This is a genomic window from Bifidobacterium dentium JCM 1195 = DSM 20436 (assembly GCF_001042595.1).
Classification (GTDB): Bacteria; Actinomycetota; Actinomycetes; order Actinomycetales; family Bifidobacteriaceae; genus Bifidobacterium; species Bifidobacterium dentium.
The window spans coordinates 604,864-629,859 of record NZ_AP012326.1 but is presented as its reverse complement, the minus strand read 5'-3'; the positions used below and the strand labels follow the sequence as shown (position 1 = coordinate 629,859).

Genomic DNA, 24,996 nt, shown 5'->3' with positions numbered 1-24,996 from the left:
CGTTATTTTGTATTGATGACCCATGCTTCACTCCCTATATCAGGTTTTTCTGTGCCTCCCATCCAATAAAGGGGCAATGACATTGCCACAATGAGGGGGCATGCCCAAAACCACGGATTATCACACAAAGAACGATTGCCACTCCGGCGTGTTCACATTATCGGGGGCTTTCGCCCGCTAGGCTGCATATCGATAGGGGAAAACAAAAAAGCCCGCACACTTGCGGGCTTGCTGTGGTGGCTCCGAGCGGCATCGATCCGCTGACCTAACGATTTTCAGTCGTTCGCTCTACCAACTGAGCTACAGAGCCATGAACAGACGAAATCGTTCTTCTGTTCCAGCGACCCCGGCCGGACTTGAACCGGTGACCTCCGCCGTGACAGGGCGGCGCTCTAACCAACTGAGCTACGGGGCCATTGCCACCTTGTTACCAAGGTAAGTACCCCCTGAGAGAGTCGAACTCTCGTTGTCAGATTGAAAGTCTGGTGTCCTAACCGTTAGACGAAGGGGGCGCTTTCAGCGTTTCCGCGTGACAACTCGCCCTACTATACGCGAATCTCAACGACATGCAACCTCCGGCGTGTCGCCCTGAAAATCGTTGCAACGGCAAGGCTGAACGTCATCGCGGCATTCACCCCGTAATCATCAGACCTTGCGATAGGTGAAATCATGAATCACCCGACCTGCGGCGAGACCCTTCTTTTCGAAGTTGGTGAGCACACGCCCGTCAAAACGTGCGGACTCAGTGAAATCGGCATGCTCCAAGCCGGCCGCCTCATCCGCATTGCCCTTGCCGACGTGCTCCACCGGCAGACTCACGGTCACGTCGCCGTCGTTACGGAACGATTCCAGTCCGTCCATCACCTCGTGCACATGCAACGCATAGTCCTCGATATCGGTGGCGATGCGCCACACTCCCCCGCCCTGCAGCGTACGATGGATCTCGCCCGCCAGTTCGGGCTGCACGATACGCCGCTTGTGATGGCGCATCTTCGGCCACGGGTCGGGGAAGAAAGTCCACACTTCGGCGATTGCGCCATCCGCAGCCACCTTGAACAGTTCCGGCGCATTGACCTGTGCGATGCGCAGATTCCCGAGCCCCTGCTTACCAGCCAACAGCATCGTATGCGCCACACCCGGGTCATAGACCTCCAACGCCAGGAAGTTGGTCTGCGGATCGGCGGCCGCCGCAGCTACGATGTTCTCGCCCTGCCCGGAGCCGATTTCCACGACCAACGGGTTGCCGTTGCCCCAGGTTTCGCGGATATAGGCTTCATCCAGCACAAAGCCCTTACGCACATCGAGCGAGCCCTCACCCGCATTGACATCCAGCAGATACGCATCCGAATATGCATCCCATGCGCGTTGCAGACGCGCGTCCAGCCTTGCGGAACGGCGTACGAACGAAAGCACCTTGCGCCCGTACAGCGCCGGACGGTGTTCATTGTGCGCGTTTGCGTCGGATTCCCGACCATCGGTCGGCGTGTTCATCACTTCTTGCATACCCTAATTTATAGAGGAAACGCAGGAACGAACCGATTATGTGCGTTCATGTTCACGTGTTATACTCAAATTGTTCAAAAGGTAACAAACCTGAGCAAAAGTGAACAGCGGTCATGCTTTCGACGTATTCGCCGCAACCGCATGCCCGCACACTCACAGCTCAACATAGGAAAGGCCAGAACATGACAGTTCTCGTCACCGGTGGGTGCGGCTACATCGGCGCCCATGTCGTCCACGCTCTTCATCAGGCAGGCGAACAGGTCGTTGTCGTAGACGACCTGAGCTACGGCAAGCCCACCCGCATCGAAGGCTCCCGCCTCTACGGCATGGACATCGCCGCCCCGGGCGCCGGCGAGCGCCTCGCTGAGATCATGAAGGCCGAGGGCGTGGATTCCGTAATCCACTTCGCGGCCCGCAAACAAGTCGGCGAATCCGTCGAAAAGCCGCTGTGGTACTACCAGCAGAACATCAACGGCATGCTCAACGTGCTTATCGGCATGCGTGATTCCGGCGCCAAGAAGCTTGTGTTCTCCTCCTCCGCAGCCACCTACGGCGTGCCGCCGGTCGACGTGGTGCCGGAAGACGTGGTGCCGATGCTGCCGATCAACCCGTACGGCCAGACCAAGCTGTTCGGCGAGTGGATGGCCCGCGCCTGCGAGGAGCCGTACGGCATCCGCTTCTGCGGCCTGCGCTACTTCAACGTGGCCGGTTGCGGCCCGGTCGAGCTTGAGGATCCGGCGATCCTGAACCTCATCCCGATGCTGTTCGACCGTCTGAAGAAGGGCAAGGCCCCTGCGATCTTCGGCGACGACTACCCGACCCCGGATGGCACCTGCGTGCGCGATTACATCCACGTGTCCGATCTGGCCGACGCCCACATCGCCGCCCTGAAGTATCTGGACCGCGATGAGCGCAAGTACGACGCCTTCAATGTCGGCACCGGCGAAGGCACCTCCGTGCGTCAGATCGTCGACGAGGTCAAGAAGGTCACCGGCCTGCCGTTCAAGGAGGCCGTCATGGGCCGCCGTGCCGGCGATCCGCCGCACCTGATCGGCTCCCCGAAGCGCATCAACGAGGAAATGGGCTGGCACGCCAAGTACGACGTCGAAGACATCGTGAAGTCCGCCTGGGATGCCTGGCAGGCCAATCCTGAGCATCACATCGACGTCGAGACCTGGAAGCAAGCCGACTGAGGCCATCCAAGGCCGCCGAAAGCATGATGCCGTGAACAACGCACGGCATCAACATCTGTAACGGATGCCACATGGGAAGTTTTCCCCTCATGCGGCATCCGTTCGTTTTTTCGCTCTTTCCTTATAATCGTGCCATTGCCGCCGACATCGGATAGACTTGCCTTATGAGTGATTATCAAAACAGCCCTGCGCCGCAGCAGCCGCAGGATCAGCCCACAGAAGCCATTCCGCAGAATTTCCAGACCATGCCATCGCAGCCGGACGTTCCCCAGCCCCCGCAGACGGAATACGGCCAGCCAGCATTCGGCCAGTCGGCATACGCACAGAATCCGTATCAGCAGGCCCCGCAACCAGGCCAGTCCTACCCTCCGCAGGGCGTGTATCAACCGTATGAACAGCCCGTGGACCAGCGTTGGAACAATCTGTGCATCGTCGGCTTCGTTCTGGCGTTCTTCATACCGCTGGCCGGCCTGATCATTTCCATCGTCGCCATGGTGCAGATCAACAAATCCGGCGAACGCAGCAAGGGCATGGCCGTTGCCGGCATCATCGTCAGCGCAGCCATCATGCTAATCAACATCATCGTAGTCATGCTGTTCGTCAACGCCTTCATCAATCTGATGCAGCGGGAGTTCGGAAGTGTGGATTTCAACAGTTCCAGCTACAGCGACGACAATTACGATTCCCCGTTCGACAATCAGGATCGTCAGGAACTTGAGGATCTGTTGAATCAGCTGGAATCGGAACAGCAATCCTGACGCCCGCGGCGAAGATGACACGCCGTGATTTGCGCGATGTCGACTTTGCCGTAAGATATCTATCTGTTGCCAGTCGGAAACGATCAGCAGCAACGGCCCCGTAGCTCAGTTGGTTAGAGCGCCGCCCTGTCACGGCGGAGGTCACCGGTTCAAGTCCGGCCGGGGTCGCGAACATAGCCCGGTCATGCCGGGTTTTTTAATGTTCACGGCTCTGTAGCTCAGTTGGTAGAGCGAACGACTGAAAATCGTTAGGTCAGCGGATCGATGCCGCTCGGAGCCACCACCAATACGAAAGCCTCGGAATTTCTCCGAGGCTTTCTTTGTCGTTACAGTTGCCGTTCGACCCAATCGGCGATATATGGCGCGACCTCTTCAATCTGGTCGATGGCCACTTCGAACTCGTGCGCCCCGCCATACCACGGGTCCACCAAGTCGATTTCGCTCTCATACCCGGCCGCCGGCTTCGGCAGATTCGGATCGAAGCTACGATACATATGCACCTCGTCGCACTTGGCCTGCGGCAGCTGACGGAGCAACGCGCGCATATGCGAGGCGGTCATCGGCAGGAACAGGTCGGTGCGTTCGATCTCGTCACGGGTGATGCGATGCGCGAAATGATGCACCGGCAGCTCGTAGCCACGTTCCTTCAGCACCTTCACCGCACGGCGGTCGATCGGATTGCCGTACTCCTCATCGCTGACGCCACTGGATTCGACGTTGACCTTGTCGGCCAGACCACGACGTTCGAATTCGGTGCGCAGAATGATTTCGGCCATGGGAGAGCGGCAGATGTTGCCCGTGCACACGGTCATCACGGTATACATGGATAGATTTACTCCTCGCGGTTCTTCTCGTACGTCACAAAGCGGAATCCGGCAATGTCGTCGGATCCCTTCTGCGTGCCTTGCCACACGCCTTCCTCGGCCATACGCCACGCACCGGATTCCGCCAGCGAAGCGATGTCGGGCGCATAGGTGTCGGCGTCGACATGCATGCTGATCTGCGTCACATACGCCTTGTCGGCAAACGGCAACGCATCGCGGAACACCTGCGCTCCGCCGATGATCCAGATTTCGCTACGGTCGAGACCGTCATCCGGAATGGCTTCCTGACGGGCCAGGTCGAGCGCGTCATCCAACGTGTCGACCACGGTCGCACCCGGCGCGGAATATGCCGGATCATGCGAAATCACGATATTGTCGCGGTTCGGCAACGGGCGGAACTTCGGGCTCAACGCTTCCCACGTTCTCCTGCCCATGATGACCGGATGTGAGACAGTAAGCTCCGTGAAATGCTTCATATCCTCCGGCAGACGCCAAGGCATGCCGCCCTCGAATCCGATGGCGCCGTCGCGACCTTCCTTGTCGCGGGCCTGCGCCCAAATCAGATTCACCGAGAAGGTCTTGGGGAAATCGTCACCCCAATCCTCCTCGTCCTCAAGCCCGGCATGTCCGGGCTCGGGTTCGTGATAGCCACTGCGGCTACTATCATGCTCCATTTCATTCACTCCTTGAGATTGGACTAGGGTCAGTAGTCTAGCGGCTGGCGCAGACGCTCAGACCGCCACCGGCGCCTTGATGGTGGGGTGGTGCCGGTAATCGACGATTTCGAAGTCACTGTAATCGTAATCGAACAATGATTCGGCCTCGTGAATGCGAATCTTCGGATACGGATACGGTTCGCGGCCCAACTGCTCAAGCACCTGATCGACATGATTGTCGTACACATGGCAATCACCGCCGGTCCATACGAACTCCCCCGGCTCCAAACCGGCCTGCTGCGCCATCATGAGGGTGAGCAGCGAATACGAGGCGATGTTGAACGGCACGCCAAGGAACATGTCGCAGGAACGCTGGTACAGCTGGCAGCTCAGTCGGCCATCTGCCACATAGAACTGGAACAGCGCGTGACATGGCGGCAGGGCCATATGTTCCACTTCGGCCGGATTCCAAGCGGACACCACCATACGGCGCGAATCCGGATGATGCTTGATCAAATCAAGCACGTTCGTGATCTGGTCGATGGTACGGTTCGGATCGTCCGGCGTGGGTGCGGGCCAGCTACGCCACTGCGCGCCGTATACCGGGCCAAGATCGCCGTTCTCATCGGCCCACTCATCCCAGATGTGCACGTTATGCTCCTGCAACCAGCGCACGTTGGTGGAACCCTTGAGGAACCACAGCAATTCGTAGGCCAACCCCTTGAAGAACACGGTCTTCGTGGTCAATAACGGGAAACCGTCCTTCAGATCGAAACGAATCTGCTGGCCGAACAGGCTGATCGTACCGGTGCCCGTGCGATCGGACTTCAAGGTGCCCTCCGTCATGATCCTGCGCACGAGATCCTCATACGGCATGGGAATGTCGGTATCGGGGCGTGCGGGAATACGAGTGCGAATGTCTGCAAGTTGTTCCGATGTCAAAGCCATGTCTCACAGCTTAACAGCCAGAAGCTTCGCATGCCGTCTATTCGCCCAAGGCCCGTCCACATGGCGATTCCTTATGCTTTTCGGAACGTTTCGCAGCAAACGAACCCATATGGATTACATTAGTAGAGGTGAGGAGCGAACGGCGCTCCCGGTAAGACGATGAGGAGTTTCCATGGGCAAGCGACTGTGGGTCGAGCGCAACAAAGACGGTTCCTGGGATGCATTCAGCGAGGACGGCGCCCATATCAAGTTCGGCAAGGGCCGTGGCCAATTCACTCCCGGCGATCTGATGAAGATCGCTCTGGCCGGCTGTGCGGCGCTGTCAAGCCAGTTCGCCATCGAACACACGCTGGGCGAGGGCGAAGGCGCGAAAATCGTTGTCGACGGCACCTATGACGCCGACAACGACGCCTACATCGGATTCGACGAACAGGTCGAAATCGACGCCACCGCTGCGGGACTGAGCGACGAGGACGCCGACAAGCTCAAGGAGCGCGTCACCCGCCATATCGACAAGGGATGCACGGTGAAGCACACGTACGTCGAGCCGACTCCGGTGCGCATGAACGTGACCGTCAAGCACTAAGCCACGTCTCCGGACAAGAGCAATACAACGGCAAAAGCAAAGGGCTTGCGATTCCCATCACAACGGAAATCGCAAGCCCTTTGTCATGCCCCGATCGGAGGCGCTACCGCCTCACCGGCGCCTTACTGGCGCTCCGGGTCGATCTTGGTCTCAATGGCCTCGACCACCTCCGGCTCCGCCTTAGTGACCGGCACCTCCTCGACGCCCTTGATATCGTCAAGCGACTTCGGTGCAACATCGGCCGGGGAGCTCGGCACCGTGTCAAGACGGCTTTCCGCAGCCTCCACATACTTGCGCGGCACCACGTAGACCGGTCCGACGGCATGCTGCAGCAGGCCCTGGCTGGTGGAGCCCAGCAGCAGGCCGGTGAAACCGCCGCGGCCACGAGAACCGACCACCACAACGTCATGATCGTAGCTGGCCTTGGTCAGCGCGCCGACCGCCGGACCGGGCACGATCTGCTTGTTGATCGTCAGATTCGGATGGGACTCCTCCAGCGGCTTGATACGCACGTCAAGATCCTCCTTGAAGGAAGCCATGACGCCTTCATCCTCCGAGCCCTTCATATTCGGCACCGCAGAGATCACGTCAAGTTCGGCGCCCCAGGCATCGGCGAAGTCGGCGGCGATCTCGAGCGCCTTCAGACCCCACTTGGATTCATCCGAGCCGACGGCCACTTTGGTGATGGTGTTGTTCAGATGCATCAGATTGCCATCGTCGTCGGTGTACGGCACGACCACGATCGGACAATAGGCGTAGGCCGGCAGGCTGGAGCTGGTGGTTCCCAGCAGACGCTCCGCCAAGCCGCCCTTGCCACGATTGCCGATGACGATCAGATTGTAGTTGCGCGACAGTTCGACGAACACCGATGCCGGATCTCCCGTAACGATCAACGTCGCGGCCTCGACGCCCTGCTCATCGGCGATGGCCTTGGCCTTCGACAGAATCTCCTGAGCATCGCTGTGTGCCGCGTTGTCATCGCCCATCGCCGTATACGTGGCGTCGAACGACACCGCCGCGTAGCTCGGCAGCGAGTACGCGCAAACGATCTGCAGCGTCAGTCCAGCATGCTTCGCATAGTTCGCTGCCCACCATGTGGCCTTGTAGCTGGCGTGGGAACCATCAACGCCAACGAGAATTGCCTTGTCGTTAATCATGGACGACCTCCTTGAACTAGTACAGCGCCGCTGTGCACTGCCTCTAGCCACAACAATACCGCGCGACATGCGTGTCCGACAGTAGCGACGCGACTGAATTGCAATCGTCCATGCAACACAAAGGCGTATCCCCAGTCATGGGGATACGCCTTCAGCGAAAGTCAAGAATCGTCAGAAGATACGACGAATGCTGTAGCTGCCCGGGAAGACCCAAGCGATCGGATCGTAGCGAGTACCGTTCAGCTGTGAGTTGATGACCATGCCATTGCCGACATAGATGGCGGCATGCTGCGAGTTGGCGATGATATCTCCCGGCTGCGCTTCGGCAAGGCTACCGACCGCGCGGCCCGCGGTTGCCTGCGCACCGGAGTAATGCGGCAGGGAAACGCCCATCTGTCCATACACATACTGCACGAAACCGGAGCAGTCCCAGCCGGACGGGGTGTTGCCGCCGGACACGTACGGCACCTTGCCGACGAATTGGCCGGCAAACGACAGCAGACTGGACACGCTCGTGCCGTCCGGTGGAGTCACGGTGACGGTGGAAGTGCTGTTGCTGGAATTGTCCGTGGTCAAATCACTACGGTCCGAGCTACGGGAAGCCTGCTGCTGGGCTGCCGCGGCAGCCTGTTCGCGGGCCTGCTGTTCGGCAGCGGCACGCTCCTCGGCATCCTTTTCGGCCTGAGACTTGGTTTGCGGGACGTCCAGGCTTTCCACGCCGCCCCAGTCGGAATCCTGTTCGACTTCGGTGGAGGTGGATTCAGCCAGAATGTTCTTCTTCACGGCGCTCACCTTGGGGAACGACCGTGTAGCGACAACAGAACCTTGGCCTGCTGCATCATCAGCGGCAAGGGCCACGGGCGCCACACCGGAGAACAGCACGGTAGCGGCGACGATAGCGGTAAGCATTGAGCAACGTTTAGTCAGATTCTTCATCAACAACCAAGTGTACGACAAGCTGACTACAAAAACCGAATCAGTAATGAATGTACTGGAAATCGTTCACATTTGTGAGCGTACGGGAGTAAGTTTTACCGTTCATCACGGAGCCGCACTCAGAAGTGACGATGGAACCGTCGTCATTGATCTTCTCGACGATGGCGACATGGCCGTAATAGGAGTCGGAACCCTCCTGGCCTGCGGCGAACACGATGATGTCACCGACATGGCGAGGGGTATTGTCGACCCAATAGCCCAAGGCCTTCGCGGAAGCGGCCCACTGGCATCCATTGCCGAAGTGGGAACCGGCAGGCAGGCCGAGCTGATGGCGACGCACATACGCCCACCACGTGCACTGGCTGAATTCATACGCATTGCCGGAATCGCCGGTGGCGTGTTCGGAATCGAATCCGGCGGGCAACGACTCGGAATCCTGATCCATCAGCACCGCAACGTTCGGATTGCTGGCCTTGGACTTGGAAAGCTGGCTGACGTCGGCGATCGTGTTGGCGTCACCAAGCTGCCATTCACCGTTATTGGAAGTCTGCGAGGCGTCAGAGGAATCGACCAGCGAGTCAAGGGCGGTACGTTCCTCGGAACGGGAGGCTGCGGAAGTGTCGGATACGCGCTTGAGCTGCGTAGTAGTGGTAGCCGCATCGGCCACCAACAGATTCATCGAATTCTGCTGGGTAAGCGCCACCGCCGTGGCAGCGGTGCCCACTAAGGCGGCCAGCGAGGCGGAGGTTACAATCGTGGAACGGCGTTCCGCCGCACGAGCGGCCTCACGCATGGCGCGACGGGTCATCGGAGCCACTTCGTTCAGTTTTTCGGCAACCGCCGGGTCCAGTCCGACAACGGCGCCCCCGCCATTAGCCAGCTGAACCATACGCACGGCCTTGGCGGTGTGGGAACCACGGCTCGACGTGAACAGTGCCTTCGCAGCACTGAAACGTTCATCCGAAACCCGGGCAGCTTTATGCGCCGCATGCCTCATAAATCAATCACTCCTTGCGGATTCCTCGCGGATGTACCTAAACCCACACGCCCTCGAGCACGTGGAGCTACAAAACCGTCACGATAGGACACGTTACACCGGGGCCAAGATTTACCTCGGAATCAATCCCCCTTACCAACGGATCATCCTGAGTCCGCCTAGCGGTCATCGCAACGCTCAATCCTTATATCTGGCTACCCTAGGAACCATGACGAATACCGTGACCATTCCTTCCAAACTGCTGCCGGAAGACGGACGTTTCGGTTCGGGACCGAGCAAGATCCGCCCCGAACAGATCCAAGCCCTTGACGACGGCGCCCGCCACTTGCTGGGCACGTCGCACCGGCAGACGCCCATCAAACAGATCGTGGCCTCCATACGCGAAGGCCTGTCGGAGTTCTTTCAGGTTCCCGACGGCTATGAGATCGTGTTGGGCAATGGAGGGGCCAGCGCCTTCTGGGACATCGCCTGCGCTTCGCTGATCACCCGCAAGGCCGCCTTCGGCACCTACGGCTCCTTCAGCACCAAGTTCGCCAAATCCGCGCAGTCGGCGCCGTTCCTCGAAGAACCGGAGATCTTCGCCGGGCAACCGGGCACCTATCGTTTGCCGGAACTCACCGAATATGTGGACGCCTACTGCTGGGCCCATAATGAGACTTCCACCGGCGTGTCCGCGCCGGTCAGACGCATCACGGGCTCCAAGGAACAGGGTGCACTGACGCTGATCGACGCCACCAGCGCCGCGGGTGCCCTGCCGGTCGACATCTCGCAGACCGACGCCTACTACTTCTCCCCGCAGAAGGCCTTCGGGTCGGATGGCGGGCTGTGGGTGGCCGTGCTGTCCCCCGCCGCGATCGAACGTGCCTACGGCATCGCCAAAAGCGTGGACCTGCCGGGCGTGCGCCGTTGGATCCCACCGTTCCTGTCGCTCACTTCAGCCATCGAGAACTCTCGCAAGGATCAGACGCTGAACACTCCCGCCGTGGCCACGCTGGTGATGATGGAGAACCAGATACGCTGGCTCAACGACAACGGAGGCCTGGCATGGGCCTCGACACGTTGCGCCAAGTCCGCCTCGCTGCTGTACACATGGGCGGAGCATTCCGATTACGCCTCGCCATTCGTTGCCGACAAGGCCGCACGTTCGAACGCCGTGGTCACCATCGACCTCGATGAGTCCATCAACGCCTCCCAAGTGGTGGCGGCACTGCGCGAAAACGGCATCGTCGACACGAACGGCTACCGCAAACTGGGGCGTAACCAACTGCGCGTAGGCGTATTCCCCTCTGTGGAACCGGCCGACGTGACCGCACTCATCCATTGCATCGACTATGTGGTCGAACACCTCTAAAACGGGGTGGAAGCCACGATGAACGAGCCGGAGGAATCCTCCGGCTTTTTCGTTGCCTGAACCGCATCGACGGACAGCCTGCCTTCGCCCGCCGGCACAAACACCGCCTCACCGGCGGCGAGCACGCGCGAATCCCGTTCACTGTCGCACAGCACCCTGCCCTCGGTGCACAGCACCACTCGCGGACCACGATGCGGCAATGGCTGGCGGGTGGCCCTTACGTAATCGGCAAGTCTGCCGTAGCGCTGCACCATACGATCGAGTATCGGCCACGGCCGTCTCGCACCGTCCACATGACCGTAGGCGAGCATGAACTCATCGACCGGCGGACGGTAAAGCACGATGTCTCGCATGACGAACGTACCCAGCCGCGCGTCGGAAGGGTCGATCGGCCCGGCGGACGCACAGTTCAGGCACTGCAGCAGATTATCGATGTCCCGGTGCTTCACCGTCATGCCGGCGCGCAGCACGTTGTCGGAATTCGTCATGATCTCCGCGCCGGTACCCTGAATGTATGCATGCGGAGTACCCGCCGGGATGAACACGGAACCGCCCTCATCCAGCGAAATCGGGTTCATCATCAGCAACGTCAGCACACTGGCGTCATCGGGAAAAGCCCGCGCCGCAGCAATCGCATAATCGAACGCCATCCTGGACTTCGTCGATGCCACCGATCCTCGCGCATGCACCAACGCCTGCAACAATCCCGCCGCCTGATCGCCATCCGCCGTAATCGCGGCATGGAAGGCTCGAAAAGTCCTCATATAGGAAGTCGGCCACACCACGGACGCAAGCGGCATGCGTGAATCAGCCTCAGAAAAATCAGCCGCTTCCAAGTGCTCATGATGCCGCGGGTGGCCTCCCAACGCATGTTCCATGCGGCGGGTCAGCGGATGATCGACGGCATGCAAGTTCCGCAGGGCAAAGGCACGTGGCGCGAACCCGACCGAGGCCTGGAACGAAGTCAGCGCCACGACCATCTCGCTTTTCTCGTTCACGTCCTTGAACGAACGCAACGGCGAATTCAGTGGAATGCCCGCGACGTTCTCGGCGTTGAAGCCGGCACGAGCCTGGAAACCGACCGGATGCACCTGCATCGACAGCGGAATCCGTGCGGAAATCACTTTGAACAGGTACGGCAATACCGGACCGAAACGTTCGGAACAAGTCGGGCCGACCATCATGCCCGGCGCATTGCGAATCGCATGCGGCAGCGGCACATGCACGCCCGGCCCCAACGCCACTTCGGAGGGGGATTCCTCATGACCGCTGAACCACATCTCGGCCAGCGGCTCACCGTTCGCCGGTAGCGAAAACAGATCCTGCAACCGTGTTTTCGAGCCCCAAGCATAGCGCTTCGGTACCGGGCTGATCGAAAACACCGCGTTCCTTCCGCCTATTTCACGATTCCACCCTACAAGGTTACCCCGCGTTGTATGGTGACCGTATGAAATTAGCCCCGATCATCGACCCCAGCGTACGTAAGCCATCACCGAAGCCGGTACGCGTGGACCTACGCAAGGTGTTCATGGTCGGCACATCGCTGTGGGCCGTCGGACTGGTCATCTGCATGATTCTGCTGGCGCTCGGCTTCGATGTCGAACGCGGCCAGACGATGTGTGCGGCGGGCACGGTCATCGGCGTGCTCATGCTCCTATGGGAGCATTTCGACCGCTGGGATTACCGCAGGCTCGGTGAGTAGCGCCGGTCAGTTCCGCACGTTCCGCGCCGCCCGCGCCAATGGCAGCGTCAAGGTGAACGTACTCCCCTGCCCCGGGCTGCTCCACACCGACGCCGAACCGTGATGCGTCAGCGCTATATGTTTGACGATGGCCAGGCCCAGACCGATGCCGTCTTGCGAGTGCCCATTCTGATTGCCACCACGGTAGAAGCGCTCGAACACGCGCTCCTGCTCCTTGTCGGCGATGCCGATGCCGCGATCGAGCACCCGGATCACCACCCGCTCGCCGTCCTCGTCGGGCTTGGCCGTCATATTGACGCTCGCACCGTCCGGCGAATATATGATGGCGTTCTCCACAAGCTTGGCGAGCGCGGTCTGAATCTGCTCGGCCTCACCATTGGTCTCCAACGATTCGTCACCGCTCACATCGATGGTGATGCCACGCCGTGCGGCCTCCTCCTTATGGCTGGCCGCCACCGCTTCGAGCTGCGCCATGACGTTGATGCGATTATCAGAGGTCGGCAGAATCGGCTCCTGCGCTTTGATGAGCAACAGCAGATCGGAGACCATGTGCTCCAAATGCGTGCATGACCGGCGCAGTTGCGCCGCGTTCTCCCGAACACCGTCTTGGTTGGCACCGTCACGTTCCAACGTGTCGGCAAGCCGCTCCAGGGATTGCGTTGGCTTCAGCAACTGCTCGGATACGTTGGTGATGAAGGAGTCACGCACCTGGGAGAAGCGGATGGTTTCGCTCACATCGGAGATCAGCACCACCACGAACTTCTCATTGAGTCTGCCGACGATGACCTTCAGCCAATTCGGACGAGACACCGAGGCCGCCGGCTCATCCTTGCGTTGCCCGATCAGCGCTTGCCTGGCGGCTTCGCGCGTGGTCGGCTTGCCGGCCCTCGGCGCCGATTGCGCCACATGCGCAGTGGTGGTGGTCAGGTCAAACTGCTTCTTGCCACCCTCCCTGCGCACCTCGCGCACAGCCCTGAGCACGGACTCCTCGACGATGGCATCATCACGCACCACGCCCAGCGTGTAGGCCGAAGGGTGCGCACGCACCACCTCGTCGGCATCATCGACCACGATGGAAGCCAACGGAAGCATGGAAAGCAATGCATTCGTGGAGTCATCCAACGTATCTTCATCGGTGTTCCGCGTATTATCATCGCGGTGCGGCAGTGAGCGCCACCACGTGCTCAGGGATTCCAACATGCTTTCATTCTCGCACACTCCCCTTAAGTCACCCGACATGCCCGTGCATGACCTGCCGCGTGAACATACGGTGAACGCGCCGGTGAACTTTGTCGGAACAACACGAGGAACGCCTGTGCAATCCACGGTTTGCTAATAGACTTAGGAGAGGTTGCATCAGACCCATATTCGTGAAATCGTTATGAAAGGCAAGTCATATGCGCGTTATTTTCAACGAAGAGCTCAAGGCTGTTGCCGATGACCTCGATCGCATGGTACACGGCGTTCGCAAGGCAATCAACGGTGCCGGCGACGCGCTGCTGAATCAGAATCTTGAAGCCGCACAGGCCGTCATCGACGGCGACATCGAAATCGACGCCTTGGAATCCAGCGTCATCGACCAGTGCGTGAAGCTGCTGGCCAAGCAGAATCCGGTCGCCACCGATCTGCGTGTGGTCGTTTCCACCCTGCGACTGGCGGCCACCTTTGAGCGCATGGGCGATCTGGCCCGCCACATCGCCGAAGCCGCACGCCGCACCTATCCGGCTTCTCCGCTGCCGGAGAATGCTCAGCCGCTGTTCGCCGAAATGCAGGCGTTCCTGAACGAGACCGCCGATCGCGTGGTTTCCATGCTCTCCGACCGTGACACCCAGGTGGCCGAGCAGATCATCCTCAGCGACGACAAGCTCGACGCCCTGCACAAGAAGACCTTCGAACTGGCACAGTCCGAAGATTGGCAGGGTACCAACCAGCAGCTCATCGACGTGGTGCTCATCGGCCGCTTCATGGAGCGTCTCGGCGACCATGCCGTCTCCGCGGCCCGTCGTGTGGTGTTCATCGTCTCCGGCTTCGACCCGACCAAGGAGCCGAGCCGCGACGAAGGTACTGATATCGACTGATCCGCCATTTATAAGCGAAATAGGTGGCCTCCACGCCCGTGGAGGCCACCTATTTCGCTTATAAATGGCACATGCATGCCTAGAACCACACATCCTGTCTATTTTCTGCCTATATACTTTTGCGCGATGCCGCGGCACAATAAAAGGCAGTGACATCCAAAGGAGGCAGTCATGTACTATTCCAACGGCAATTACGAAGCATTCGCCCGCCCGAAGAAGCCGGAGGGCGTGGACTCCAAGAACGCCTACATCATCGGCACGGGGCTTGCGGCACTGAGTGCGGCCTGCTATCTGGTGCGCGACGCACAGATGCCCGGCGATCATATTCATGTGTTCGAGAAAGACGCGGTGCCCGGCGGTGCCTGTGACGGCGCAAACATTCCAGGCGTCGGCTACGTGATGCGCGGCGGCCGAGAGATGGACAACCACTTCGAGGTGATGTGGGACCTGTTCCGCTCCATCCCCTCCATCGAAACCGAAGGCGTGTCCGTACTGGACGAGTACTACTGGCTGAACAAAGAGGATCCGAACTATTCGCTATGCCGTTCCACCAGGGCTCGAGGCATCGACGCCGGCACGAACGGCAAGTTCGCCCTGACCGATAAGGCCTCCATGGAGATCATGAAACTGTTCTTCACCCCGAACGAGGAACTGTACGGCAAGAAGATCTCCGACTTCTTCGACGACGAGGTATTCGACTCGAACTTCTGGATGTATTGGCGCACCATGTTCGCTTTCGAGAACTGGCACAGTGCGCTGGAGATGAAGCTGTACATCAAGCGCTACATCCACCACATCAGCGGCCTGCCTGACTTCAGCGCCCTGCGGTTCACCCGCTACAACCAGTACGAGTCAATGATCCTCCCGATGATCACCTACCTTGAAGGCTTCGGCGTGCAATTCCACTACAACGTCAAGGTCGACAACGTCGAGTTCAAGATCGGCGGCGGCATGGGCCCTGCGCGCCCGCACACCGGCGTCGGACAGGACACGATTCTGAAGAAGCAGGCCGAATCCGGCACGTTCGTACGCAATCCGCACAGCTCGCCGACCAGAAAAATGGCCACGCGCATCGACCTGACCGAAGCAGACGGCGCGACCCGCTCGATCGCTTTAAGCGACAACGATCTGGTGTTCATCACCAACGGCGGCTGCGTGGAAAACTCCTCAATGGGCTCACAGACCGAACCGGCCAAGTGGGATCCGCAGATCCGCCCCGGTGGTGGCTGGGACATGTGGCGCCGCATCGCCAAGCAGGATCCGAGCTTTGGCCATCCGGACGTATTCTGCGGCGATCCCGAGCATTCGAAGTGGATGAGCGCCACCGTCACCACGCTCGACATGGAGATCCCGCCATACATCCAGAAGATCTGCAAGCGCGATCCGTTCACCGGCCATGTGGTGACCGGCGGCATCGTAACCGTGGAGGATTCCAACTGGCTGATGAGCTGGACCCTGAACCGCCAGCAGCAGTTCCGCGACCAGCCGAAGGATCAGCTGTGCGTGTGGGTATACGGACTATTCCCCGACAAGCCGGGCAATTATGTGAAGAAGCCGATGCAGGACTGCACCGGCGAGGAGATCTGCGAGGAGTGGCTCTACCATATGGGCGTGCCAACCGACAAGATCGAAGACCTGGCGCACAACCATGCCAACACGGTTCCGGTGATGATGCCATACATCGACGCGTTCTTCATGCCGCGTTCCGCCGGTGACCGCCCCGACGTGGTGCCGGACGGTGCGGTGAACTTCGCATTCCTCGGCCAGTTCGCGGAGACCCCACGCGACACGATTTTCACCACGGAATATTCGATGCGCACCGGCATGGAGGCGGTGTACACACTGTGCGACGTGGATCGAGGCGTGCCGGAAGTGTGGGGTTCGGTCTACGACGTGCGCAATCTGCTCAACGCCACGGTGATGCTACGCGACGGCAAGCCGATCACCGACATGAATCTCAATGTCATCGAGAAGACCGTGCTCAAGCAGATACTGAAGAAACTGGAGCATACCGACATCGCCATGCTACTCAAAGAGTATGGCGTGGTCTGATCCGAACCGGTCAGATCAGGAGGCAGGCAGGCCGATTATAAGGCTGTGCGGTTTCGATACGCACCTGTACGACCGCGCAGCCGCAATCGTTCACTTGCCCGCGTTCTGCCAATGCTGAGGAGAACGCGAAGGGCGGGAACCCACACACTGTGGATTCCCGCCCTTCGTTTGCCGAATGCGGTTAGCGGCTCAGGCTCACTTCTGGCCCTGGGCGGCGACGGCAGCGGCACCGGCAGCGGCAGCTTCCGGATCCAGATACTCGCCACGCGGCTTGATCGGCTTGAAGTTCTCGTCCAGCTCGTACAGCAGCGGCATTGCGGTCGGGATGTTGACCTTGGCGATCTCCTCTTCGGAGAGGTTGTCAAGCATCTTCACGATGGCGCGCAGGCTGTTGCCGTGGGCGGCAATCAGGACGGTCTTGCCGGCCTTGAGCTGCGGCTCGATGTCGGACTTGAAGTACGGCTCGACACGCTTGACCACATCGGCCAGGCACTCGGCTTCCGGAACCGGATCGCCGGTGTAGCGCGGATCGCCGTTCTGGGCGTACTCGTCGTTCGGATCGATCTCCGGCGGCGGGGTGGCGTAGGAACGACGCCACAGCATGAACTTCTCGTCACCGTATTCTTCGCGAATCTGGGTCTTGTTCTTGCCCTGCAGAGCACCGTAGTGGCGCTCGTTCAGACGCCAGCTGCGCTGAACCGGGATCCACAGGCGATCGGCCTCGTCCAGAGCCACGTTGGCGGTGTTGATGGCGCGACGCAACATCGAGGTGAAGACGATATCCGGAAGGACGTTCTTCTCCTTGAGCAGACGGCCGCCGTTCTTGGCTTCCTCGACACCCTGCTCGGTCAGCGGGACGTCGACCCAGCCGGTGAACTGATTGGTTTTATTCCATGCGCTCTGTCCGTGACGGAGCAGTACTAGTTTGTAAGTCATGCTTGCCAGTCTACCGCCCCTGCCGCCCAAAAACGAACGGTTTCTCGATTATTCCGGTTACGTTTGTGCAACAATCTGATTTTGGTAGGATTCCACTCTGCCCGATTGACCGCGATGGTCACTTGCAGACCCGCCCATGCACCGCAAATCGACCGGCTACATGAACATCGACGACACCGCGAACGTCACGGCCAGCACGAGTGATCCCAGGGAGCAAAGCGGCAACGCGGCCTTATAGCGCTCCTTCGCGATGGCCGCGATGGCCGCAGCATGGATCGCGCACATGATGAGGGTTGCCGCAATCGGCACGATTGATACTGCTGGAACGCTTTTCGCGACGAACGTGGACCGCCAAAGCACAAGAAGGAACAGGATCGCCATGGCCGAGGCCATCGTCAGCAATGAGATGGTCAGGACGGCTCCCTTCGACCGCCCCAAAGCCGTCATCCAGGTATGCTTGCCATGGTCGTGGTCTGATTCGATGTCGCGCAGATTATTGACGCACAGGACCGTCACCGCGACGAAACCCTCGGCGCACCCACCCCAGACACCGGAAAGCGAAACCGTTCCGGACAGGGCGAACATCGTACCGCAGGTGGCGACGAGGCCGAAGAAGACGAAGACGAACACCTCACCCAGGCAACGGTAGCCATAAGGATGTTTGCCGCCGACATAGCACCAGCCAGCCACGAGACAGGCGAAGCCGACCAAGATGAACCACCAGTATCCGGTCAACGCGCATACCACCAAGCCACACAGGCAGGCAATCAGTGCATTGATTCCGGCCGCCGCCAACACCGCCCTGGGATTCATGCCCGAAGCGACCAATCGGGCCGGGCCACGCGGCGTGTCACGGGTCGGCAGTGTTCCGGCGGAGGAGCGGCCCGGCTCCATATCGGCTCCTCGACCTTCATCCGTCCCGCGCACACCGTCGGAGTAGTCATTCGCGAAGTTCGCGGCGATTTGCAGGAACAGCGCCACGCAACCACACAGCACCGCCACCAGTACGAACCATGACAGGGATGTCTGGCATGTACCGACCATCGAACCGAGTTTCGTCTCCCTCAGATCATGTTGGCCTCCGAAGAACGGACACGGCTCGTGCAGTATGTCACCACCCTGCGAATAGACGAACACGCCCTTCCATGACAGCGCGGTTCCGATGATCACCGGGGCAATCGCCAATGGCAGGGTCTTCAAACGAGCGCCGCGAATCCAAATCGACATTTTCATGAGTGCCATTCTAGGGTTACGCGCGGGATTCAGTTTTCAAGCATTCCCATTTTTCGGTGAGTCACATGTCGATCGCCCGGCCTCTCGTTCTGGCGTTGAATTTCGCCACGGCATGTTTGGTGTAGGTCTTGACCACATTCCCGGACATGCCCTGCCCTCACATGCATGCAAGATACGGGTCGCTTGGTTTATCTTTGTTTACCCAAAGTATATTTTCTATCTTCCGTAGTATTTTCAGCTTGATGAGCATAGGCAGCAGCAGAACAAAAAAGCCAATCAAGCGTTATGCCGATTATTATCGATAATTCCAATTTCCAGATACAGATCCTGCTATGCACAAGCGTGATAAGCCGTAATTTGCCGACATCTTACAGTTCTTTTACATAGAAACGATTCATTGCGCCGTGCTGTGTCGAACATGGCTTTTCAACTCGATGAAAACCCATTCTTTCATACAATTTCAAAGCCACCGAAAGATTCGTATGGGTTTCAAGATACAATTTTCTGTAACCTGCAGACCTTGCCCAATCTTCGGCTATCTGCATCAGTTCTTTTCCATAGCCTTTTCCTTTGGCAGAATCATCCAAATAGAGTTTTTGAAGTTCGGCGCAATCATCTATTCCATCGAATTCCGCTACGCCAACACCGCCAACAATCTGTTTTTCAATATCCTCTTCAGAATCAAATGCGATAAAATAGATGCGTTTATCCGAATGGCTATTATAGTAATCACTCAAATGATCTAATTCGGGATCAAAATATGCTGTTCCCGGAATGTTCAAATGGAGGTTTTCCAAATTTGAACGAATGATTTGAGCGATTCTTTCGTCATCAGCAGCCTCTATTGTTCTATAACCAAACATATCGTCTACCCCCACAGGCTCTGATGTACCAAGCTGAGCATACCGCACTCCCCCGGCGAAAGAACATCCCCATATGTGGGAGTTTAGCCGTTCCCTCCCGAAGAGCCCGCTACACCTCGCAGAACGCAGAGACGAAGATATGCCTTGGAATTGCCGTCGCGAGAGAACAGGCCGACCGCGATTTCCGCATTAATTCAGTGGCTTCAGATTGTAAGGATGGCTCTGGCGGGCTGACGGCCCGGTGGGCCGTCAGCCGTTTCGCCTCGCGTGAAGCCCGTTACTTATTAATGCCTCGCATTAATTCAGCGGCTTCACCAGCGGGAAGGTGATGGTCTCGCGGATGGTGGCACCGGTCAGTGCGATGAGCAGTCGGTCGATGCCCATACCCATGCCGCCTGCCGGGGGCATGCCGACGCCAAGGGCCTCGAGGAAGTCCTCGTCAATGTCACAGGCCTCTTCATCGCCGGCGAGCGCCGCCTTGGCCTGAGCCACGAAGCGTTCGCGCTGCACGACCGGATCGTTGAGCTCGGAGTAGCCGGTGGCCAGCTCGAAGCCACGCACGTACAGATCCCACTTCTCGACTACGCCTGCCTTGGAGCGGTGGCCTTTGACCAGCGGGGAGGTTTCGACCGGGAAGTCGCGCACGAAGGTCGGCTCGTACAGCTTGTCTTCGTAGAAGTGCTCCCACAGGTGTTCGACGAGCTTGCCGTGGTTCTCCACGTCGTCGCGTTCCACGCCAAGCCTGTCGGCGATCTCGCCCAAATGTTCCACGGAGGTTCCCGGATTGTCCGGGCCGCCGTTCGGCACGATTTCCTCGCCCAGCGCCTCGGATAGGGAATCGTACATGCTGATGGTCTTCCATTCGCCGCCGAGATCGTATTCGGTGCCGTCGAGCAAGGTCACTTTGTGGCTGCCGAACACGTCCATGGCAGTGTCCTGCACGAGCTGCTTGACGAGTGCGCCGATGGTGTCGTAATTGCCGTAGGCCTGATAGGCCTCGACCATGGTGAATTCCGGGGCGTGGGTGGCGTCGGCGCCTTCATTGCGGAAATCGCGGTTGATTTCGAACACGCGGTCAATGCCGCCTACCAGGCAACGCTTGAGGAACAGTTCCGGCGCGATGCGCAGGTAAAGATCCAGGTCGAAGGCGTTCATGTGCGTGGTGAACGGACGGGCGGCGGCACCGCCGTGCACGGTCTGCAGCATCGGAGTCTCGACCTCGATGAAGTCATGGTCGGCGAAGGTCTTGCGCAGGGAGGCGACGGCCTTGGAACGGTTGCGCACCATGTTGCGGATCTTCTCGTCCGCGATCATGCCGATGTACGGCTTACGGGTGCGAGTGTCTTCGTTCAGGTCCTTGTGCAGGGCCGGCAGCGGTTGCAATGCCTTGGCTGCGATGGCCCATTCGGTGGCGAACACGGACAGTTCACCGGTCTTGGAGGCGATCACACGGCCCTTGATGAACAGATGGTCACCAAGGTCGACCAGCTGCTTGAACTGCTTGAGGGAGTCGGCGCCGATCTCCTTCTTGGAGATCATGCCCTGAATCTTGGTACCGTCGCCGGCGGACAGCTGCACGAAGCACAGGCCGCCCGCATTGCGCAGGAACAGCACGCGGCCGGCGATGCCGACCACGTCTTCGGTCTCGTCGCCCGCTTCGAGCTTGCCATCGTACTTGGCACGCACCGCTTCGATGGTGTCGGTCACATCGAGGGTCACCGGATACGGCGCGATACCCTCCTTGAGCATCATGGCGCGCTTGGCCACACGCATCTGCACCTGCTCCGGGTGGGCCAGCGAGCCGAATTCCTTGTTGCTCGGATCCACAGCCTCATCCAAGGTCGCGCCGTCGTTGATTTTGGCGCGAATCGCGGCATCCTGCCGCAGCAGCATTTCGGCGCGTTCTACCGTGGTCATAACGGGAACGGGGGCCTCTTCATTCTGATGTTCTTGGGATTCGTTGGTCTCAGTCATAAGCCCCCAGTGTAACGAGATGGCAATACACAACACACGACACGCCGGATTTGCGCGCATGGCTCATTCGTGTAACATATCCAACTGTTGCAAAACGGGCTGTAGCGCAGCTTGGTAGCGCGCTTCGTTCGGGACGAAGAGGCCGCGGGTTCAAATCCCGCCAGCCCGACCACAACACAGGCGGAACTTCGGTTCCGCCTTTTCATTTTTCCCTCATCCCATGATTGCCAAACGTGCCGCGGAACGTACCGAAAGTGCCGGCCGGAACACGAAATCACACATTCTCAGCTGAAATGGAATCATCAGCGGCAACCGTCATGCACGATGCAGTGCAACGGCCCGACCGCTGAATCCAATCAAACGGACATATTGAGGGAGTGATGATGAAGAGGAAGTTCTTCCATCCCATATCGAAGCGATTCGGTGTCTTCGGTCTGGTACTGACGGTACTGCTCACGATGGTGATGATCGTCGCCAACGTGGCGCTCAGCCGATATTCCAACACCATTTCGTCCACGCTGGATCTCAACAAGCAGATCAGCGCAGGCGGCGACGAGGCCACCTATCAGAAGGCACGCAATCTGACACAGGAAATCGCCGGAGAAGGCGCCACCCTGCTCAAGAACACCAACGGCGCACTGCCGCTCGACACCAAGAAAATCAACGTGTTCGGCTACGGTAGCGTGAACCTGGTGTACGGTGGCTCCGGTTCCGGCTCCACGTCGGGCGCCTCCTACAACGACACGTTGAAGCAGTCGTTCGAAGCCGAAGGCCTCAGCATCAACGAGGATCTGTGGAACTACTACACCAAGCAGTCGCAGAGCGCAGGCTCCTGGAACGTGTTCTCCCCCAACGGCGGCGACTACAACATCTACGACGCGAAATGCACCGATGTGCTCGACATGATGGACAGCGCCAAGCGGTACAGCGACACCGCCGTAGTCGTGTTCTCCCGTGCGGGTGGCGAAGGCGGCGACCTGCCGATGGATATGGGCGTCACAGACAGCGAATCCGGCGAAGGCCTGATCGGCGGGGACGCCGGCAAAAGCTATCTGGAACTGCAAAGCGCGGAAACCGACCTGCTCAAGGCCGTGGAAAAGAATTTCGAACACGTGATCGTGCTCGTGAACTCGTCGCACGCCATGGAACTCGGCTTCCTTGAAGATGCCGGTGTGGATGCCGCATTGCAGATCGCGGGCCCCGGTGCCACCGGCATGCGCGGCGTGGCCGACGTGCTGCTCGGCAAGGTCAATCCGAGCGGTCATCTCGTGGACACCTACGCCTACGACGTGAAGAGCGCCCCGTCCTACTACAACATGGGCGATTGCTATTACACCGATTACCAGCAACAGATGAGCGACAAGTACTTCTACTTCGAAGAGAACATCTACACCGGCTACCGTTGGTATGAGACCGCCGCAGCCGACAAGGCCGTGATTACCGCCTCGGACGGCACCGTCTACGATTACGGCGATTATGATTCCATCGTGCAGTACCCGTTCGGCTATGGCCTGAGCTACACCACCTTCGACTGGCAGCTCGAGGATTACCAGGTCGACGGTCAGGGCGGCGAAGTGACCGCCACCGTGAAGGTGACCAACACCGGCGACGTCGCCGGCAAGGACGTGGTGCAGCTGTATTACAGCGCCCCATACACCAAGGGCGGCATCGAAAAGTCCGCGGTGGACCTCGGCGCGTTCGTCAAGACCAAGGAACTCAAGCCCGGCGAATCCGACGAAGTGAAACTGACCATGACCTTCGACGACATGGCCTCCTTCGACTACAAGGGTACCGGAGCCTACGTGATGGACAAAGGCGACTACACCTTCACCCTGCGCACCGACAGTCACACCGTGAAGAACGACGACGCCACCTTCACCTACACGGTGGAAAACACCATCACCTACGACGACGCCCATGATGGCAAGCGTTCCACCGACAAGGTGGCCGCCACCTCCCAGCAGGAGTTCCAGGACGCCGGCTCGCTCGAAACGAACGTGACCTATCTGTCGCGCGCGGATCTGGCGGGCACCTTCCCGAAAGTCGAACGCCGCCTGAATCCGACGTCGATCCCGGCCAAGGTCAAGGAACGCCTCGAGGCCAACGGGCCGGGTTCCACCGTACTGACCTCCGACAATGCCGATGCCTCCGACAATGCGACGCCGACCACCGGTGCCGACAACGGCCTCAAGGTCGACGACATGACCGGCGTGGACTACAACGACGAGAAGTGGGATAAGCTCGTGCAGCAGATGAGCGTCGACGAACTCGTCGAACTGACCGGCAACGCCGGTTGGCAGACCTCCGCCATCGAATCGGTCGGCAAGAAGGCCACCACCGACATCGACGGCCCGCAAGGACTCAACGGTTTCAACTTCTCCGGCACCAAGATGAACGCCTATGCCTCCGAAGTGCTCATGGGCATGACCTGGAACGTGGAACTGGTCAAGCAGATGGGCTCCACCTACGCCGATGAGGCGCTCTCCTGGGGCATCGTCGGCATGTACGCGCCGGCCATGAACACGCACCGCTCCCCATTCGGCGGCCGCAACTTCGAATACTTCTCCGAAGATCCGACCCTCTCCGGCCTGATGGGCGCGGCCGAAGTCAGCGGCATGCAGGGCGAAGGCGCATACGTATACGCCAAGCACTACATGCTCAACACGCAGGACACCAATCGAGACGGTGCCGCCAACTGGTGCAACGAGCAGGCTCTGCGCGAGGTCTACGCCCGTCCGTTCGAACTGGCCATCAAGAACGCCGACTGCACGGGCCTGATGACCGAACTCTCCCGCATCGGCACCTCCTGGAGCTCCGCCACCAAGGCATTGTGCACCGAACTGCCACGTGACGAATGGGGCTTCACAGGCAAGATCATCACCGACGGCGTCGGCCCCGGCGGCAGCTACTACATGCTTCCGGACTATGCCATCATGGCCGGCAACGACATGATGCTCACCCGCGCCAGCGGCGACTGCGGCTACACCGACGCCATTCTCAAAAGCGACGCCGGCATCCGCAACATGCAACGCGCCGCCAAGAACATCCTCTACGTATACGCCAATTCCAAGGCCTCCGAGGTCTCCGGCAAGTATGACGTGAACTGGGAATGGATGTGGATTGTCGGCGACGTGGTGCTCGCGGTAGTGACGCTCGCCCTGTTCATCTGCCTGCCGGTACGCGCCTGGTGCGCACCCGGGCAGCCCATCGTCACCACCTCCGGCAAGTAACGGATGCATCCTCGAAAGG

The 24,996-nt window shown here is 59.4% G+C and carries 21 protein-coding genes and 6 tRNA genes; 11 read left to right on the top strand and 16 right to left on the bottom strand.

From position 1 onward, the window contains the following. Positions 1-234 precede the first annotated feature (234 nt). The 4 genes from BBDE_RS02615 to trmB all read right to left on the bottom strand — a co-directional run bounded on the left by BBDE_RS02615 (position 235) and on the right by trmB (position 1,503). A tRNA-Phe gene (locus tag BBDE_RS02615) sits at positions 235-310 on the bottom strand. Positions 311-341: 31 nt separating this feature from the next. Beyond that, positions 342-415 (bottom strand) — tRNA-Asp (locus BBDE_RS02610). A gap of 25 nt (positions 416-440) precedes the next feature. Beyond that, positions 441-512 (bottom strand) — tRNA-Glu (locus BBDE_RS02605). Positions 513-645: 133 nt separating this feature from the next. Next, a complete protein-coding gene (gene trmB, locus BBDE_RS02600; protein ID WP_003837212.1) occupies positions 646-1,503 on the bottom strand; it encodes a tRNA (guanosine(46)-N7)-methyltransferase TrmB in 858 nt (285 codons plus the stop codon). A 182-nt stretch (positions 1,504-1,685) separates the two neighbouring features. Here trmB and galE point away from each other — a divergent pair, with 182 nt between their 5' ends. The 4 genes from galE (at position 1,686) to BBDE_RS02580 (ending at position 3,737) form a co-directional block, all read left to right on the top strand. Then, complete coding sequence (gene galE / locus BBDE_RS02595; protein WP_003837216.1) at positions 1,686-2,696, top strand: UDP-glucose 4-epimerase GalE; 1,011 nt, start codon at positions 1,686-1,688, stop codon at positions 2,694-2,696. Between the two features lie 164 nt (positions 2,697-2,860). Beyond that, a complete protein-coding gene (locus tag BBDE_RS02590) occupies positions 2,861-3,454 on the top strand; it encodes a DUF4190 domain-containing protein (RefSeq protein WP_003837218.1) in 594 nt (197 codons plus the stop codon). Between the two features lie 94 nt (positions 3,455-3,548). Beyond that, positions 3,549-3,622 (top strand) — tRNA-Asp (locus BBDE_RS02585). A gap of 39 nt (positions 3,623-3,661) precedes the next feature. Next, positions 3,662-3,737: transfer RNA gene (locus BBDE_RS02580), tRNA-Phe, on the top strand. A gap of 43 nt (positions 3,738-3,780) precedes the next feature. On the opposite strand, the gene BBDE_RS02575 is transcribed toward BBDE_RS02580, so the two are convergent. The 3 genes from BBDE_RS02575 to BBDE_RS02565 are packed head-to-tail and all read right to left on the bottom strand — an operon-like array spanning position 3,781 to position 5,882. After that, entirely contained in the window at positions 3,781-4,278 is a 498-nt protein-coding gene (locus tag BBDE_RS02575) for a low molecular weight protein-tyrosine-phosphatase (RefSeq protein ID WP_012901902.1), read from the bottom strand. An 8-nt stretch (positions 4,279-4,286) separates the two neighbouring features. Next, positions 4,287-4,952, bottom strand: a complete 666-nt coding sequence (locus tag BBDE_RS02570; protein WP_003837222.1) for a dihydrofolate reductase — start codon at positions 4,950-4,952, stop codon at positions 4,287-4,289. A 57-nt stretch (positions 4,953-5,009) separates the two neighbouring features. Further along, positions 5,010-5,882, bottom strand: coding sequence for a thymidylate synthase (locus tag BBDE_RS02565; RefSeq protein ID WP_003837224.1), 873 nt, complete (start codon positions 5,880-5,882; stop codon positions 5,010-5,012). A 172-nt stretch (positions 5,883-6,054) separates the two neighbouring features. Between BBDE_RS02565 and BBDE_RS02560 the strand changes: the two genes are divergently transcribed. Continuing rightward, positions 6,055-6,468 carry an OsmC family protein gene (locus tag BBDE_RS02560; RefSeq protein ID WP_003837226.1) on the top strand — a complete coding sequence of 138 codons (414 nt, stop codon included), beginning with the start codon at positions 6,055-6,057 and terminating at the stop codon, positions 6,466-6,468. Between the two features lie 122 nt (positions 6,469-6,590). Here BBDE_RS02560 and BBDE_RS02555 read toward each other — a convergent pair whose 3' ends face one another. The 3 genes from BBDE_RS02555 to BBDE_RS02545 form a co-directional block, all read right to left on the bottom strand. Continuing rightward, entirely contained in the window at positions 6,591-7,625 is a 1,035-nt protein-coding gene (locus tag BBDE_RS02555) for a universal stress protein (protein WP_003837228.1), read from the bottom strand. Positions 7,626-7,796: 171 nt separating this feature from the next. Next, a complete protein-coding gene (locus BBDE_RS02550) occupies positions 7,797-8,534 on the bottom strand; it encodes a C40 family peptidase (RefSeq protein ID WP_003837230.1) in 738 nt (245 codons plus the stop codon). A 67-nt stretch (positions 8,535-8,601) separates the two neighbouring features. After that, positions 8,602-9,558 (bottom strand): CHAP domain-containing protein, encoded by a 957-nt coding sequence (locus tag BBDE_RS02545; RefSeq protein ID WP_003837232.1) that lies wholly within the window; start codon positions 9,556-9,558, stop codon positions 8,602-8,604. A 208-nt stretch (positions 9,559-9,766) separates the two neighbouring features. Here BBDE_RS02545 and serC point away from each other — a divergent pair, with 208 nt between their 5' ends. Further along, a complete protein-coding gene (gene serC, locus BBDE_RS02540) occupies positions 9,767-10,909 on the top strand; it encodes a phosphoserine transaminase (protein ID WP_003844956.1) in 1,143 nt (380 codons plus the stop codon). On the opposite strand, the gene manA is transcribed toward serC, so the two are convergent. Then, the gene (manA, locus tag BBDE_RS02535; RefSeq protein ID WP_012901899.1) at positions 10,906-12,291 is read right to left on the bottom strand and encodes a mannose-6-phosphate isomerase, class I; all 1,386 of its coding nucleotides are present in this window, start codon (positions 12,289-12,291) and stop codon (positions 10,906-10,908) included. The genes serC and manA overlap by 4 nt on opposite strands. Positions 12,292-12,356: 65 nt before the next feature. Between manA and BBDE_RS02530 the strand changes: the two genes are divergently transcribed. Further along, a complete protein-coding gene (locus BBDE_RS02530; RefSeq protein ID WP_003837236.1) occupies positions 12,357-12,611 on the top strand; it encodes a DUF2530 domain-containing protein in 255 nt (84 codons plus the stop codon). Between the two features lie 6 nt (positions 12,612-12,617). On the opposite strand, the gene BBDE_RS02525 is transcribed toward BBDE_RS02530, so the two are convergent. Continuing rightward, on the bottom strand, positions 12,618-13,850 hold the full coding sequence (locus tag BBDE_RS02525; RefSeq protein ID WP_003837237.1) for a sensor histidine kinase: 1,233 nt from the start codon (positions 13,848-13,850) through the stop codon (positions 12,618-12,620). Positions 13,851-14,008: 158 nt separating this feature from the next. Between BBDE_RS02525 and phoU the strand changes: the two genes are divergently transcribed. Then, positions 14,009-14,689: a phosphate signaling complex protein PhoU gene (gene phoU / locus BBDE_RS02520; RefSeq protein ID WP_003837238.1), complete on the top strand. Its 681-nt coding sequence runs from the start codon at positions 14,009-14,011 to the stop codon at positions 14,687-14,689. Positions 14,690-14,860: 171 nt separating this feature from the next. Beyond that, positions 14,861-16,741 (top strand): oleate hydratase, encoded by a 1,881-nt coding sequence (locus BBDE_RS02515; RefSeq protein ID WP_003837240.1) that lies wholly within the window; start codon positions 14,861-14,863, stop codon positions 16,739-16,741. A 195-nt stretch (positions 16,742-16,936) separates the two neighbouring features. Here the strand turns inward: BBDE_RS02515 and BBDE_RS02510 are convergent, their stop codons facing one another. From BBDE_RS02510 to lysS, 4 genes are all read right to left on the bottom strand, one after another. Beyond that, a complete protein-coding gene (locus tag BBDE_RS02510) occupies positions 16,937-17,677 on the bottom strand; it encodes a phosphoglyceromutase (RefSeq protein WP_003837243.1) in 741 nt (246 codons plus the stop codon). A 156-nt stretch (positions 17,678-17,833) separates the two neighbouring features. Further along, on the bottom strand, positions 17,834-18,910 hold the full coding sequence (menA, locus tag BBDE_RS02505) for a 1,4-dihydroxy-2-naphthoate octaprenyltransferase (protein WP_407921651.1): 1,077 nt from the start codon (positions 18,908-18,910) through the stop codon (positions 17,834-17,836). Positions 18,911-19,278: 368 nt separating this feature from the next. Then, complete coding sequence (locus tag BBDE_RS10995) at positions 19,279-19,773, bottom strand: GNAT family N-acetyltransferase (RefSeq protein ID WP_074695932.1); 495 nt, start codon at positions 19,771-19,773, stop codon at positions 19,279-19,281. A gap of 297 nt (positions 19,774-20,070) precedes the next feature. Then, positions 20,071-21,747 (bottom strand): lysine--tRNA ligase, encoded by a 1,677-nt coding sequence (gene lysS, locus BBDE_RS02495; RefSeq protein WP_003837252.1) that lies wholly within the window; start codon positions 21,745-21,747, stop codon positions 20,071-20,073. 95 nt (positions 21,748-21,842) lie between these two features. Here lysS and BBDE_RS02490 point away from each other — a divergent pair. Both BBDE_RS02490 and BBDE_RS02485 read left to right on the top strand, forming a co-directional pair. Beyond that, positions 21,843-21,919: transfer RNA gene (locus tag BBDE_RS02490), tRNA-Pro, on the top strand. A gap of 208 nt (positions 21,920-22,127) precedes the next feature. Beyond that, positions 22,128-24,977: a glycoside hydrolase family 3 C-terminal domain-containing protein gene (locus tag BBDE_RS02485; RefSeq protein WP_003837253.1), complete on the top strand. Its 2,850-nt coding sequence runs from the start codon at positions 22,128-22,130 to the stop codon at positions 24,975-24,977. Positions 24,978-24,996: the final 19 nt, after the last annotated feature.

Coding starts and splice junctions, on each gene's coding strand:
- galE (WP_003837216.1), top strand. CDS start 1,686: ATGACAGTTCTCGTCACCGGTGGGTGCGGCTACATCGGCGCCCATGTC.
- BBDE_RS02565 (WP_003837224.1), bottom strand. CDS start 5,882: ATGGCTTTGACATCGGAACAACTTGCAGACATTCGCACTCGTATTCCC.
- phoU (WP_003837238.1), top strand. CDS start 14,009: ATGCGCGTTATTTTCAACGAAGAGCTCAAGGCTGTTGCCGATGACCTC.
- serC (WP_003844956.1), top strand. CDS start 9,767: ATGACGAATACCGTGACCATTCCTTCCAAACTGCTGCCGGAAGACGGA.
- BBDE_RS02525 (WP_003837237.1), bottom strand. CDS start 13,850: ATGTCGGGTGACTTAAGGGGAGTGTGCGAGAATGAAAGCATGTTGGAA.
- BBDE_RS02550 (WP_003837230.1), bottom strand. CDS start 8,534: ATGCTTACCGCTATCGTCGCCGCTACCGTGCTGTTCTCCGGTGTGGCG.
- BBDE_RS02555 (WP_003837228.1), bottom strand. CDS start 7,625: ATGATTAACGACAAGGCAATTCTCGTTGGCGTTGATGGTTCCCACGCC.
- trmB (WP_003837212.1), bottom strand. CDS start 1,503: ATGCAAGAAGTGATGAACACGCCGACCGATGGTCGGGAATCCGACGCA.
- BBDE_RS02545 (WP_003837232.1), bottom strand. CDS start 9,558: ATGAGGCATGCGGCGCATAAAGCTGCCCGGGTTTCGGATGAACGTTTC.
- BBDE_RS02485 (WP_003837253.1), top strand. CDS start 22,128: ATGATGAAGAGGAAGTTCTTCCATCCCATATCGAAGCGATTCGGTGTC.
- BBDE_RS02590 (WP_003837218.1), top strand. CDS start 2,861: ATGAGTGATTATCAAAACAGCCCTGCGCCGCAGCAGCCGCAGGATCAG.
- BBDE_RS02530 (WP_003837236.1), top strand. CDS start 12,357: ATGAAATTAGCCCCGATCATCGACCCCAGCGTACGTAAGCCATCACCG.
- lysS (WP_003837252.1), bottom strand. CDS start 21,747: ATGACTGAGACCAACGAATCCCAAGAACATCAGAATGAAGAGGCCCCC.
- BBDE_RS02510 (WP_003837243.1), bottom strand. CDS start 17,677: ATGACTTACAAACTAGTACTGCTCCGTCACGGACAGAGCGCATGGAAT.
- BBDE_RS02515 (WP_003837240.1), top strand. CDS start 14,861: ATGTACTATTCCAACGGCAATTACGAAGCATTCGCCCGCCCGAAGAAG.
- BBDE_RS02575 (WP_012901902.1), bottom strand. CDS start 4,278: ATGTATACCGTGATGACCGTGTGCACGGGCAACATCTGCCGCTCTCCC.
- BBDE_RS02560 (WP_003837226.1), top strand. CDS start 6,055: ATGGGCAAGCGACTGTGGGTCGAGCGCAACAAAGACGGTTCCTGGGAT.
- BBDE_RS02570 (WP_003837222.1), bottom strand. CDS start 4,952: ATGGAGCATGATAGTAGCCGCAGTGGCTATCACGAACCCGAGCCCGGA.
- menA (WP_407921651.1), bottom strand. CDS start 18,910: ATGAAAATGTCGATTTGGATTCGCGGCGCTCGTTTGAAGACCCTGCCA.
- BBDE_RS10995 (WP_074695932.1), bottom strand. CDS start 19,773: ATGTTTGGTTATAGAACAATAGAGGCTGCTGATGACGAAAGAATCGCT.